The 13,556-nt window shown below is 62.6% G+C and carries 9 protein-coding genes and 2 pseudogenes; 7 read left to right on the top strand and 4 right to left on the bottom strand.

Annotation, left to right across the window (positions count from 1 at the left end):
- Positions 1 to 331: 331 nt before the first annotated feature.
- Positions 332 to 547, bottom strand: coding sequence for a hypothetical protein (locus J2739_RS27345; RefSeq protein WP_309907602.1), 216 nt, complete (start codon positions 545 to 547; stop codon positions 332 to 334).
- Between the two features lie 137 nt (positions 548 to 684).
- Here J2739_RS27345 and J2739_RS27340 point away from each other — a divergent pair, with 137 nt between their 5' ends.
- From J2739_RS27340 to J2739_RS27325, 4 genes are all read left to right on the top strand, one after another.
- Positions 685 to 948 (top strand): hypothetical protein, encoded by a 264-nt coding sequence (locus tag J2739_RS27340; protein WP_309907600.1) that lies wholly within the window; start codon positions 685 to 687, stop codon positions 946 to 948.
- Positions 949 to 1,472: 524 nt separating this feature from the next.
- The gene (locus tag J2739_RS27335) at positions 1,473 to 1,733 is read left to right on the top strand and encodes a hypothetical protein (RefSeq protein WP_309907598.1); all 261 of its coding nucleotides are present in this window, start codon (positions 1,473 to 1,475) and stop codon (positions 1,731 to 1,733) included.
- 509 nt (positions 1,734 to 2,242) lie between these two features.
- A complete protein-coding gene (locus tag J2739_RS27330; protein WP_309907596.1) occupies positions 2,243 to 4,666 on the top strand; it encodes a DNA polymerase II in 2,424 nt (807 codons plus the stop codon).
- Between the two features lie 239 nt (positions 4,667 to 4,905).
- Entirely contained in the window at positions 4,906 to 6,138 is a 1,233-nt protein-coding gene (locus J2739_RS27325; protein WP_309907594.1) for an alpha/beta fold hydrolase, read from the top strand.
- A gap of 436 nt (positions 6,139 to 6,574) precedes the next feature.
- Here J2739_RS27325 and J2739_RS27320 read toward each other — a convergent pair whose 3' ends face one another.
- Positions 6,575 to 7,366, bottom strand: a complete 792-nt coding sequence (locus J2739_RS27320) for an alpha/beta hydrolase (protein ID WP_309907592.1) — start codon at positions 7,364 to 7,366, stop codon at positions 6,575 to 6,577.
- Between the two features lie 316 nt (positions 7,367 to 7,682).
- Here J2739_RS27320 and J2739_RS27315 point away from each other — a divergent pair.
- Positions 7,683 to 7,870 (top strand): annotated as a pseudogene (locus tag J2739_RS27315) (transposase); the annotation flags it as partial.
- A gap of 164 nt (positions 7,871 to 8,034) precedes the next feature.
- On the opposite strand, the gene J2739_RS27310 reads toward J2739_RS27315, so the two are convergent.
- Positions 8,035 to 8,613 carry a hypothetical protein gene (locus tag J2739_RS27310; RefSeq protein WP_309907606.1) on the bottom strand — a complete coding sequence of 193 codons (579 nt, stop codon included), beginning with the start codon at positions 8,611 to 8,613 and terminating at the stop codon, positions 8,035 to 8,037.
- A 336-nt stretch (positions 8,614 to 8,949) separates the two neighbouring features.
- On the opposite strand from J2739_RS27310, the gene J2739_RS27305 reads away from it, so the two are divergent.
- Entirely contained in the window at positions 8,950 to 10,728 is a 1,779-nt protein-coding gene (locus tag J2739_RS27305; RefSeq protein ID WP_309907590.1) for a Rieske (2Fe-2S) protein, read from the top strand.
- A 91-nt stretch (positions 10,729 to 10,819) separates the two neighbouring features.
- On the opposite strand, the pseudogene J2739_RS27300 reads toward J2739_RS27305, so the two are convergent.
- A pseudogene (locus J2739_RS27300) lies at positions 10,820 to 10,984 on the bottom strand (DUF6429 family protein); the annotation flags it as partial.
- Positions 10,985 to 11,524: 540 nt separating this feature from the next.
- Between J2739_RS27300 and J2739_RS27295 the strand changes: the two are divergent.
- Positions 11,525 to 12,313: a type IV pili methyl-accepting chemotaxis transducer N-terminal domain-containing protein gene (locus J2739_RS27295; protein ID WP_309907589.1), complete on the top strand. Its 789-nt coding sequence runs from the start codon at positions 11,525 to 11,527 to the stop codon at positions 12,311 to 12,313.
- Positions 12,314 to 13,556: the final 1,243 nt, after the last annotated feature.

The following is a 13,556-nucleotide window of genomic DNA, read 5'->3' as shown; positions in this document are numbered from 1 at the left end:
ACGGGCCATAGCTCCAAGGCCCAGTCCAGCATATCGTTGAACGCCGCGCGCCCCTCAGTGAGACGCTGCATCTCTGCGGCAAACTTCTCCGCCCACCTAACCAATCGATTTCTCCCTGCGAATCCACCAAGGTAATGCCCCAAAGAGCACTTCACCTGCACGTAGCCATCACTGTTTTCCGGTTGTCACGCCGCCGCCGTCCTGCGCTGCGGGGCCTCAACCCCATGGGGCTGCCAGGCGCAGGATTGACCAGCCGAAGGCGACCACCAGGCTGACGAACTCGATCAGCAACACAGTCTTGAACACGACGCTGTCCTTCGAGACGAGGTTCTCAACTAGGATCTCCCCACTCTTCGCGCGCCACCTCGGCCGGATTTCGGGCGCCGTACCAGGCATACAGCTCCTCGGCGGCCTCGTCCGTTTGCGCCTTGTCTGCGCACCCCTCCGCGAGCCGCGCCCACTCAGAGACAAAGGCGCAACGCCACTGTTCCCGCGGATAGGGATGGGTGCCGAGCACGTCAAACGGCGATTTCTGTTGCCCTGTCATGGTTCCTCCTACTCTACGCGGGCAGCGGCCTGCCAAGGGTCATTTGTCCGCTGCACGTAAGGAAATGGTAAGGAAAATCTCGATCAGATGTGAACTTTTCACATACAACACTGCCGCATGTAAATACAATTAGCTAAATGGAACGCAATTTGAAACAACCCCAGGCGGCGGACTTCACCGTTCCCACAACCCCACTACCGTTGGATCAAATCGCCAAGCAACTCAACACGCACGACCGCTTTCATGCTGACGAGTTAGACACGGTCCCTTCCCGCCTCGATGAGTTGACGCTCCACAGTCGCCTTGAGCAGCGCGAACAGCACCGGAAAGGGTGGCTCCGCAATCTCACGATCGCCGCCGTAGTGACTGTCGTGGTAATGGTCATCTTTCTCGCTCGATGAGCGGAGGGTAGCGCTCCACTGCGAAGCGCGGCGAGTGCCCAGCGAGTAACGCTCTGGCCGGGCTGACTTGCTCTCAAGATCAGTGCAGCCGAGCGCCAATTATCATGGAAATGACCAAAATTTCTATTACGAGCGCGGCTACGTATACGTTACGACACCAGTCGGCGGCGTACCGCGCTTCAGGCTGCGTCAGATTATTTAGGCGAGAAGTGGCCCCTGTGGAAGTCCTATTTGCGCGCCCCGAATTGATTGCCATGAGTGCAATGCCCGTTAAGTGCTTGGTTCTCCAGCTGGCGAGAGATTCGATCGCCGCGAACATGAGCTTCGTGACTGTGCAAGACGTGGACGAGTTCGTTCCATCTCGCGTTAGGTTCTGGTCTCATGCTCGCGCCATCAATATAGTACCTAAGTACCAATTTCAGTCGTGACGGGCTTCGCGATTTCAGTCGAAGTGTGAACTTTTCACTTACTTGGTTCGCAAATCGCCGGTTCAATACGTTCAACCCAGCTCCGGGAACTTGCACGTGAAGATCGAATATGAACTCGCGGTCGACGAAGCGATAAAGGGCCACTTCTACTGGGTTATCTCGACGGGCGGGGCGACAGGGAATGCGCGCTCTGTCGTTGACTTCGCGCACGGCCCGCTACCGACGCGCAAAGCCGCCGAGGATGCGGGCTCGGTAGCACTTCGTTGGCACCAGCGAGCGAGTACAGGCGCGAGCGCCGTGTTCTCGGGACTTCGTACCGACTGGTACGCCGAGACGGTGCCCGCCGAGCTGCGGTGACGCCGTTCACGAAATGGGGACTGGATGTGGACGCGCGAAGCGCGTGATCGGAAGCATCGAGAACAAGACCAACACGTTCTACGGCTTGGAGCGGAAAGCGCGCAGATGTCGGCATAGTGCGCGAAGCCGGAAGCCGCCGTACGTACCTATGCGGATGGTCGCTGGAATAACAATCTGCTGTCGCTGAACCAATGCCCGCTCCGCTAGGAGCTCGGCACGGGAACCGCTTTTCGGAAATCGAAAGATGGGGCGGCATTTTTGCCGCCCCATCTTTTTTCCGCGAGCGTCTGCCTTCTTCATGCGTGACCGTCCGCACTCGCGCGCAGACTGGGCAATCTGACGTGTACCGCCAAATGTCTACTCTCGCTACCATCCCGCTCGAGCGATAGGCGTGCAGAGCGCCGCCTGCGGTCGCAGTACGCCGGCGGCACGCAATCAGTTCGAAGCATTGGGGAAGTCCGATTCAATAGCGAGTCTCGAAGCCGGAATGCTACCGCAACGGGGCGAAAATGACTTGCGCCCAAGCCCTGCCTCCTCTGTCATCCGTTGATCTAGCTCTCGTGGTCCCCACCGAAATTAAGGGTTTCATCCTCACTCGACACTGGCGTGATGTCACCGCAGGCACCGAGATCGAGTACTGGCTGGCAACAGATGCGGGGCCGAGGAAAGTGGTCCTGACCTCCCAGACATCTGTCGCATTCGTCGAAACGAAGTACAGAGAGTCGGTCGAAACGCACCTCGCCGCGATGCCAGGTCTGGAGGTGCGCGAACTCGAACTGAAGACCTTTCACCAGCAACCTGTTGTCGGCGTCTACGCGAAGCATTTCCGCCAACTAGCTCGATTGGCACGTGCCCTCCGGATACAGGGAATCCCTCTGCTCGAAGCCGACGTGCGCCCGCACGACCGCTTCCTGATGGAGCGGTTCATCACTGCCGGCGTGCTGGTGGAAGGAGGGAGGGCGGACGGCTCCCTCATCATCGACTGCAAACTGAAGCCTGCGCCCGACTACCGGCCGGTGTTGAAGGTGGTGTCCCTGGACATCGAGACGAGCCAGGACGAAGAGCTCTATTCCATTGCGCTGGTCGGGACGGTTGACCGTGTTGTCTTCATGCTCGGCGAGCGGCCACCTGAGTCGAGCGAGCCCTCGGACTTCTCCCTCATCTATTGCTCGACCCGCAAGGCCTTGCTTGAGACGCTCGCCAATTGGTTCGAGAGGAACGACCCGGACGTCATCATCGGATGGAGCGTGATTCAGTTCGACCTGCGAGTTCTGCAAAAGGGGGCCGACGCGTGTGGGGCGCAGCTCCATCTGGGCCGCGAGCGGCGGCCCATCGATTGGCGGACCCATCCCGGAAAGCAGGGATACCTGTTCGCAGCCGTGCCGGGCCGGGTGGTCATCGACGGAATCGAAGCACTCAAGGCCGCGTCGAGGAGCTTCTCTTCCTTCAGCCTGGAGGCCGTCTCACAGGAACTGCTGGGCGAGGGTAAGGCCATCGGCGATGAGTACGACAAGATGGCAGAGATTGAGCGGCGGTACCAGGAGGACAAGCCTGCGCTCGCCGTCTACAACATCCGGGACTGCGAGCTGGTTCTGCGCATCTTCGACAAAGCGGACCTGCTGCAATTCATGATGGAACGTGCCCACACCACGGGCCTTCAGGTGGACCACTTCGGTGGCTCAATAGCCGCTTTCAGCCACCACTATCTGCCGCGGATGCATCGTCTCGGTTACGTCGCACCGAACGTGGGCGAGATTGCGACCAAGGCTTTCCCCGGCGGGTATGTGATGGACTCGAAGCCGGGGTTCTACGACTCAGTCATCGTCCTGGATTACAAGAGCCTCTACCCCTCGATTATTCGAACGTTCCTGGTCGACCCGGTCGGCTTCGTAGAAGGCTCGAACATGAGCGACCCGGCCAGGGTCGTCAAGGGGCCGAAGGGCACCCTGTTCTCGCGCGAGAAGCATTGCCTACCTGAAATCGTGACCACCCTATGGCGGGCTCGGGACGAGGCCAAGCTCGCCAAGAACGAGTCGCTTTCCCAAGCGTTGAAGCTGCTCATGAACTCCTTCGCCGGCGTGCTGGGTGCGGCCGACTGCCGCTTCTTCAATCCCCAGGTCGTCTCTGCCATCACGCTGCGGGGGCACGAGATGATGAAGCTCACGCGCACATTCGTGGAGAAACGGGGCTACGAGGCCATCTATGGCGACACCGATTCCATCTTCATTTGGCTCAAGCGCGCCCGCACCAACGAGGAAGCGCATGCTATCGCAGCCAACCTGGTGAAGGACATCAACGACTGGTGGACGCACACCCTCCGCCGGGAACACGGCCTGGAGAACTTCCTGGAGATCGAGTTCGACACGCACTACAAGAAGTTCTTCATGCCCACGATTCGCGGTTCGGAGCTCGGGAGCAAGAAGCGCTATGCGGGTCTGAGCGTAGATGCTGCTGGCAAGGAGGAGATGGTCTATCGCGGCTTGGAGATGGCTCGTAGTGACTGGACTCCGTTGGCACGCCAGTTCCAAGAGGGTCTGCTCTCGCGCATCTTTCATGGTGTGCCTTACAAGGAGTTTGTCACCGACTATGCGCAGGCGACGTTGGCTGGGCGGAAGGATGACCTTCTCATCTATCGGAAGCGTCTGCGCCACCGTCTCGATGCCTACCAGGTCAACGTGCCGCCGCAGGTTCGTGCCGCGCGCATTGCCGACGAACACAACAGCCGGGTCAACCGACCTCTGCAGTACCAGAAGGGCGGCTGGATTCAATACGTCATGACGCAGAACGGTCCAGAGCCGCTGGAGACGCGCCATTCCCGCATCGACTACGACCACTATCTGACCAAGCAGCTCCAGCCGATTGCCGATGCCATCCTTCAGCCCATGGGAGACAATTTCATGGTGCTGACAAGCGCACAGCAAGGTCTTTTCTGAACGTCCCCTCTGGTTTCGAACCCTTCCTTCCGGAGGACACGTCTCAGTGGCCCATCGTGGGCCGGCATGCTGAGACGGCACACGGCCCACAAGCAGACGTGATGTACGAGCGGCCTCAGTGACTCGCTCGCTACTCCTTGTTGCACCGCACTTTCAGCGCTACCCCACTCGAGAATGGGCCGCCGCAGGCAATCGGGTCGCGCCCGAGGCGGGCGTACGTTCGGGTTCTAATGCGAGCCATGAGTACGACCTACCGCATGCCCGGGGCAGTTTTGACCGAGCGCGAGCACTCGGTTCCCTTGGTTCACGGCGACCCGCTGCGTGACACGATCAGCGTGTTCACGCGCGAGCTTGCTGCCCCAGACGGTCTTGATCGCCCCTACCTCGTGTTCCTGCAGGGCGGCCCAGGCTTCGAGGCCGCCCGCCCGACGAGCCCGCCCTCAGGGTGGATGGCGCGCGCCCTTACCGACTTCCGGGTCCTGCTGCTTGACCAGCGGGGCACAGGGCGCTCCACGCCCGTCGGGCCAGTCATCCCAGGGGCAGCGCCTGCCGACCAGGCCGAGTACCTCACGCATTTCCGCGCCGACTCGATCGTGCGCGACCTCGAACTGATCCGCGCTGAACTCGGCGTCGAGCGCTGGAGTCTGCTCGGTCAGAGCTTCGGTGGATTCACCTCGCTCACCTATCTGTCGCTGGCGCCCGAGGGCCTGCGGGAGGTACTGATCACCGGCGGCCTCGCGCCGATCACGAATCGGCCGGTCGACGAGGTCTACGCGGCGACATGGGCGCGCGTGTGCGAAGCGAATCAGCGCTATCACGCCCGATACCCAGGAGACCTCGATCGTTTACGGACGATCCTGCGCCGGCTCGACGAGGAAGATGTCCGCTTGCCCAACGGCGACCGCCTCACATCGCGTCGGTTTCGGCAGACCGGAATGTGGCTCGGCGACAGCGCCGGCTTCGAACGGCTGCACCGCCTGCTCGAGCTGCCCTTCGGCTCGGCGGCATTCATGCTCGACGCGCAGATGGCGTCACCCTGGGAGCGCAATCCGATCTACGCGACGCTCCATGAGTCCTCGTACGCCGACGGGGGTTCCACTCGCTGGTCGGCACACCGGCTCGCGCCCGAGGAGGCGATGACCGGCGACCTCCTCGGCGCAGAGCACGTCTTCCCTTGGATGTGGGATGACTACTCGGGCTTGCGCGCGCATCGCGAGGTGGCGCAGCTGCTGGCCCAGCATCCATGGCCGCGCCTGTACGACGCTGACCGCCTCGCCCGCAATGAGGTCCCAGTGGCAGCGACCGTGTACGTCGACGATGTCTACGTGCAGCGATCATTTGCCGAGGAGACGGCCCGTGGCGTTCGTGGGCTGCGGGCCTGGGTTACCAACGAGTACGCCCACAACGGCCTGCGGGCCGATGGCGAGCGCATCGTGGGTCGCCTGCTCGACATGGTCCGCGGCCGGGCGTGAACCGATGCGCATAGGCTTTCGCGTACCGGGCAAAGCGGCCGCGCTCCAAAGCGTCAACAAGGGTGGAGATGGATTCAAGCCGCCGCCCGATGTCGAACGATGACCCACAGCTAACAGGCGCCGAATCCCCGACGTCGACCGACCGCGGGTCGAAAACGGACCCGGGAACCGAAGATTCACGTGATGAGCAACCGCGTCGCAGGCGCCGCCGTGATTGGCGCAGGCTATTCGGCGAGAAAAGGCACTTGGAATGTCTGCAGAGCGCTGGCTTGCGCTCTTCCGTGCTTGCCTTCCTGGAGGGCCGCTTTCGCTGCGCTGCCGCGGCTCAGTTCGGCCACGAGCGGACATCCGGCCCAATCCCACCATTCCAGCGACCCCAGCAAGATGAACGAAGACACCGATGAGCTCGAAATAATCTTGAGCGGCGGAGACAGGTCTACTTGGAAAGAATCCACCCAGCGATTTGCTGGACAACTTCGCGATCAAGCCCATTGAAGCCGTGATAGGCCATCGCCTCACACGGGTCGCCGTTGTTCTCTCCGCCGTTGAACGTCAACAGTTCCTTGCTCGGCGAGTTGTTGAGTTTCGCCATCAGCGTGGGCACTTTGGCAAACTCGCAGAGGGCGCAGCCATCTTGCACGTGATGCACGACGAGGACAGGGATGCGGATTTTGCCGAGCGGCATGGCCGGGACGGGCCGGCTCTTGTCATCCACGAGGATGGTCGAGGTCAGCACAATGCCGTCCGGTCCTTCCTGGCCGGAAAGCTCGGTGGCGATGTAGGTCACGGACTGCGTGCCGCGACTGGTGCCCACGAGCCACACCGTGGCCTTGGACTCCTCGCGCATCCACGCGATGACCTCCTTGATGTCTGCCACATGCTCTGGCTTCTGGCGGAAGCCGCCGAGGTAAGGCGGACTCTGGCGGTCGGACGGGGCATCAACGACGGCAACCATGAGGCCCTGATCCGCGAACAGTTGCCGCGTGCGAACGAGGAAATTTCCGTCGCCCCACTTGAGCGAGCCATTCGGAAAGATCTGCAGCCCGCCGTGCCCGCCCGCAAACAGGACCACGCCGCCTTTCGCCATGGGCGGTGCCAAGACGAGCATTCGCTGCGTCACGCCGGGGCGGGTCGGAATATCGACAACTTTTTGAGTGATCTGCGCCATGGCCTGCGAAGCCAGCGCTATGAGAAGGACCGCGATCCAGGACTTGATGACATTGAACATCGAACGATCTCCTTGCGAATCAGTGTCTATTCCCGCAGATCGCGGCAGCCGAGGTCTTCGACGACCAGGTGAACACGCTCGTAGCTGTTCCCAACATATCACGGGAGGAACCGGTCGATGCAACACACTGAAGCTGCCGTAGGCAGAAGGAGTGTTGCAGATGGCGTACCGGACACGAACCTACTACACAGACAGCCAGAAGGCATTGATGTGGGAGCGATGGAGGCAGGGATGGACCCTCCATCAGAGCGCTCAGCTGTTCAATCGGGCCCACATGTCGGTACAGGGAATTCTGTCCCGTACGGGCGGCATTCGGCAACGTGGAACCAACGAGAATACGAACGGGCTGCTGAGGCAGTACCTCCCCAAGGGCATCGACGTCACGACCTACTCACAGGCCAAGCTCAATGCCCTGGCGCGGAGGTTGAACGAGCGACCCAGAAGACCCTCGACTTCCAGACACCGGCTGAGATGTTCAGCCAGATCGTTGCATCGACCGGTTGAATCCGCAACTGGCACCAGGCACAGCGCACGGGGTCAGAAAAAGCCGCCGATCGGCCGCGGCTTCATCGCCTATAGAAGGAGCGGTTTCGGGAAACCTGGTGGACGCTGCCGAGGCGTTGTCGGGGTGTCCTGGCCCCGATACTGCCGACCTGGAGGCCATCTGGTCACTTCGACGGCTTCTTTGGCGACCTGCGCGCGGCGTCCAGCGCCGCTGCCTTCTCCGCGTGCTTCTCGGCGCGCGTTCTGCGCGGCTTGGGCTTCCTTGTCTCATTGGCGTCATGCGTTTCCTTCCTGACCTTCTTGTCCTTGGCCTGGGGATGGTGCGTTCGCATCAGCCGGTCGAGGGCGTTCGGCCTGGGTTGCAGCGCCTGCGCCTTTCGCTTGTCCCGCTCCTCCTTGAGCAGCCGGCGCTCCTCGATCAGAACGGACTCGGCTTCGGACTGCTCTTTGTCCGCCCCTCCAGCTTCCATCCGGCGCATCCTCGCGCGATGCAGCGCTTGGCCGTTGGCCGAGATCCTCTTGGTAAATGACGCAGTACGAATCGGCATTTGGCAGTTCCTCATGGTGCTGAAGGGCCACTGTAGGCCAGCCCGGCGCGCGACGCCAGTGGGGTTCCAGAGGTCTGCATAGACGGGCAGCAAGTCGATTCGGGTAGCGGCCGGCGCCAGGTCGTGGTCGAGGAAGGAGGTCTTACCGACACGGCGTAGCGCGAACATGGCCAGCGGGCGACTGGGCTGGGGCATCGAGCAGCTCCGCGCAGTCGCACCTGTCGAATTAGCAAACAACGCACAACAGATCCCTTGATGACAGACGCGCCCCAAGTCCTCTGCCCAACGGGTTCCGCAAGGACGCTGCGAGATCGGCTGCCATAGGCCGCTGGGAACGACTGTCCTGGCCAATAGGGTAGGAATGGGCATAGAGTCGACGGTGCTCACACGGCCGCCGTGTGAGTGCCTGCCTTTTTTCCGTTCTACAGCGGAAGAGGCGATCCGAATTCGGCCTCAACTTCCTTGCCGGCCTGGCAGCCGGCATGAAGCAAGATGATCGGTTGAGCGGCTTAAGAGCTGGAGGAACGAGCGATGAAGGAAGCCGGGACCAAAGACGCTGACAGGTTCGTACGTGTCGGCACGCTCGAGGAACTCGCCGCGCGGCGCATGACCGTCGTGAGCGGTGGTCATCCTCCGATCCTCGTCATCGCGGATGGTGCGCGATGCCACGCCGTGGACAACCGCTGCCCGCATCTCGGCTTTCCGCTCCAGCGTGGGACGCTCGAGGACGGCATTCTGACCTGCCATTGGCATCATGCGCGCTTCGATGTCGCGAGCGGCGGCGGTTTCGACTTATGGGCGGACGACCTGCCAACCGCCGCGGTCGAAGTGCGTGAAGGTGAAGTATGGGTGTCGACCACGTTGCGCTATGCCGAGGGGCAGGCGCACTGGCGCAATCGACTGCGCGACGGGATGGCGCACGATCTCGGGCTGGTGATCGCGAAGGCGATCCTCGGCTTGCGCGCGCAAGGCGTCCCGCCGCTCGAGCTGATCCGCGAAGCGGCGCTCTTCGGAGCACGCGGACGTGAGGATTGGGGCGCAGGGCTCACGGTGCTCACTGCACTGGGCAATCTGATCCCTGTGCTGCCGGAGGAATCGAGCTACCTCGCGCTCTACAAGGGCATCGCGAAAGTCGCCAAGGACTGCGCGGGACAGCCCGCAAGGCGGCTGGGCCAGCCGCTCGACCCGCCGCCGCCGGCCGAGACGCTTGCGCGGTGGCTGCGCCATTGGACTGCGGTACGTCACCGCGATGCGATCGAGCGAACCGTTCTCGCCGGCATCTCGGCTCGACTGCCTCCCGCCACGCTCGCCGAGATGATGCTCGCTGCCGCCACCGACCGCGTGTATGCCGACGGCGGCCACACGCTCGACTTCATCAACAAGGCGTTCGAGCTCCTGGATCTGATTGGCTGGGCGCATGCCGACGCGGTACTCCCCACGACGGTCGAACATCTCGCCAGTGCCCGCGGCGCCGAGGAGTCCACTGCCTGGCGCCATCCTATCGATCTCATCTCCCTTTCGGCCGACGCGGCGGCCGAATTCCCATGGGCAATTGCGATGGGCGTACGCAGCGCGCGCCGGTGGGATGGCACGGTCTCCCTTGCCGAGGCATTCCTCGGCGACAGCCCCTCCGCCATCGCGCAGGCGTTGATCAAGGCGATAGCTGAAAATGCCGCGCCCGCCGACCTCGGCCGCGCCCTCGCCTACGCCGCGTCATTGCGGGTCGCCCGGTTTGGAACCTCGAACGAGCATTCGGACTGGGAAGCGGCCCATCACGCCTTCACTTATGCCCATGCGACCCAGCGCATGTTGGCGCGCCTAGCGGCCGGCGGCCGCACACCGACCGCCGAAAGCCTGCGCGCGGTGCTGCACGGTGCAATGCACGTCTATCTGTTGCGCTTTCTCAACGTGCCGCCCGCGCGCTTGTCTGGCGAAGCCGACGATCGGCTCGACGATTTGCCAGCGGAAGCCGGAGCGATCGAGCGCGGATTCCTCGATGCGCTCGACCGCCACGGCGGCATTGAGATGGCCGGACGTTACGTCGCCCGCCATCTCACCCTCGGCCACGATGCTGGTGCGCTCATTGCCATGCTGGCACAGGCCGTCCTGCGGGAGGATGCGGGCTTCCACAGCTATCAGATGCTCGAGGCAAGCATTGCGCAGTTCCGTGAATGGGGCCCCACGCGCGAAGGGCAAGGCATTCTTCACGCCGCTGCGCGCTACCTCGCCGCTCACTCCCCGACGGAGCGGGCCGATTTGCAGACAGCTGTGGTTGCACGCAAGCTGATGCGCGACGAGAAGCTGTACTAGCGGCCAGGAGTCTGCCGCCTGCTTTGGCCCGAATTCTGCCGCAGCTATGGACGCTCCGGCGCCCCTCATTGGTCCCGCAGTGCCTGACCGCGAGCTCCTTGGCGCGGCGCAGCCCTTCTTCAGTCAGATGGACCAACTCCTGCAGGCCGCGGGGGTCCGTGATGATGCCCTTTTCATGTAGACCATCCATGGTCGCGAATTCATAGCGCTTCCAAACGCGTCCGTTTTCCAACTCGAAGACGCCAAGCAGCGCCAGAAGCGCCTCTGTATTTCATCGCATCACCCCCCGACGTTCGGCGCGATGATGGTCTTTCTGCAAGGGACCACCACTGATTGGCTGCTGCCGCGGCACGACAGCAGCTGGCGATACGATAGTACTTTGGTCAACCGGCCTCAACCCAGCCGAAATGGTCTGCCTGCCGAGAGGGGGACCTAAAGATGGTCTGCAGATCCCGATCTGGGCTCGGGGCTGAATGACGATCATCGGCCTGGTTTCGTGTCCAGCAGAAAAGCTATGCGTCTGGTCGGATCGCTAGGCCCCAATCGACCCCAAGGTCCTTCGCACATGGACGCTTGAAATCTCCGTCGCGGCCATTCGGCCGTCAATGCGTGTGGAGCGTTCCCCTCGATCGGAATGGCGGGCATATGAACGGCGCCAGCAGCCGCATTGCGGCCGGCCGCCCATTCCGAGGCAGTGCCTCAAGAAAACTGGCGGAACATCGAAAAGTTCACGCGGCTGAAATGAGCGCTGGGCCTACAGCCTCGACAATCTGGCGCAAAGCTGGAGGATTTCACGATGCAACGCCGCACCGCCATCGGATGGATTGGAGGCTTCGCGCTTCCGGCCGTTGGCAATACTTTCGCACAGGTGAGCGACCTGAACGAAGCAATCAACAAAGCAGGGCGGCAGCGCATGCTCTCGCAGCGTGTTGCCAAGGCCTACCTGGCTGCCGGCCAGGGGGTCGCGACCTCGCGAGCCCAGGAGATCCTCGGTGCGTCCATGGCCCTGTTCGAGCGGCAACTCGCTGAGCTCAAAGCGTTCGCTCCGCATCCGGACATCCGCGTCACCTACAGTCAACTCGAAATGGCGTGGGGCGACTACAGGACGGTGCTGGTCGGCCAGGCGCCGAAGCGCGACGGCGTGCCAGTACTGCTCGAATTGGATGCCAAGGTGCTGGCACTCGCCAATCAGGGCACGGTGCAACTGGAGCGGGTGTCCGGCAAGCCGTTGGGAAAGCTGGTCAACATCGCGGGCCGGCAACGCATGCTGTCCCAGCGTGTGGCCAAGTTCTATCTCGCCCTTGCGTGGAAGGCGCCGGTGCCGAATGCCCAGACCGAACTCGACAAGGCGCGTGGCGAGTTCGTGGCCGCTCTGGATGTGCTGGCCAATGCACCCGAAACGACCATTCAGATCAGGCAGGAAATTGACTTGACGCGCACTCAATGGGTGTTCTACGAGGCGGCATTGGCACAGCGCGGTGCCGACACCACCACGGAGCGCAGTGCGAACGTGTTCCTGTCCAGCGAGAACATCTTGTCGGCGATGGACAAGATCACTAACCTTTATGCCAGCGTGGAAGTCTGATCCGGCGCTCGCCACAGGGGGCTGTCGGGGCGGTTCGGATCAAGGGCGAGGTCGGCGCGCGCGCTTGATCGGCCCGTGACTCCCGGACCCCGCCCCCGTGGCACGACGCATAGAGCACTGAGCTTGCTTCCGAGCGCCACGCTGCGGCTCACGCCGAGTACCGGCCCGTGCGACGAGTTGGGTAAGCTGTTGGCTCCGTGGCATTGACAAGTTTGGGCAGATCTACGGGCGGCAGCCAATCTCATTTTCGATACCGACTTTGTTCGAGCGTTGGGGCCCTGCAAAGCGCCTTCTGAGCTACGAACACGTGGACCGGTTTCCCTCCGTCGTGATCGTCCGCTTGAGACGCTGAGAGCCTGCAATGCCCCGGTTGCGGTCCTTCGACGTCCAATGGAGGAGAGCGCGACGGGGTACCAGGTGTGCCTTCCCCGTAGGCTACACATGCCGACGAACAAGGCGTGCAGACCAGCGAGCCCCATGACCATGGCCGCGGCAAGGAAGTCGAGCGCTGCCGGCGTTCGCGAGGCAGGCTGGAAAGCCAGCATCCCCAGGCAGCCCAGAAATAGGAATGGAAGCGGAATGATGACGGGGGAAGCGAAAACACGTGCGCGTCAGCGAAGGCATGCCATGTCGCGATGCTCTCCAGCGTGGTCCAGCGAGTTCCTATCGGCGGCAGAGCGACTACCGCCATGCATAGGAAGAAGCTTGGAAAAACCCGGTCACCGGGCGTCTGTCGTTCGCTCTTGATGGGCGACGTACAGGCCCAGTCCACTTCATTCAGTTCGTCCGCCGGCTCTGCTTTGCCGGTCGCTCCGCGCCGGCGGTAGCTGCCGCCGCGCAGAACAGGGCCCGCAAGCGCTTGGAACCCGAGCGCCAGCAGCTTGAACCAGGCGCGCGGGCGCCGCGAGTTTCGGTAAGGACGGCCCTCGTCAACGTCGTCGGCGCGCGGGAAGGCCTGCGTTGCCGTAGCCGCGCAATGTGCGGAAGGCAGGCTAGCCTGCCATCGTCCGGGTTGTGCAGTATTGGCTGGCGCTACTGGGCGTCGCAACGCAAGCGTCCCCCTCCCGGGGCCGGCACTCTCCCTTGCAGCTTCAGCGGGAAAGACGGAATGCGAGCCGCAACCGGCCCTTGCCGAACACTCGACGCTTGGTTTCCACCTGATTCGGACATCGAATCGCTTGCAGGGGGATGCGCCGCTGACCTGGCGCCCGTGCGAAGATGTGACCTGACGCGGCTCCCCTCT

The organism is Variovorax soli (genome assembly GCF_031454625.1).
GTDB lineage: Bacteria > Pseudomonadota > Gammaproteobacteria > Burkholderiales > Burkholderiaceae_C > Variovorax > Variovorax soli_A.
This window is presented reverse-complemented; position numbering and strand designations above follow the sequence as displayed.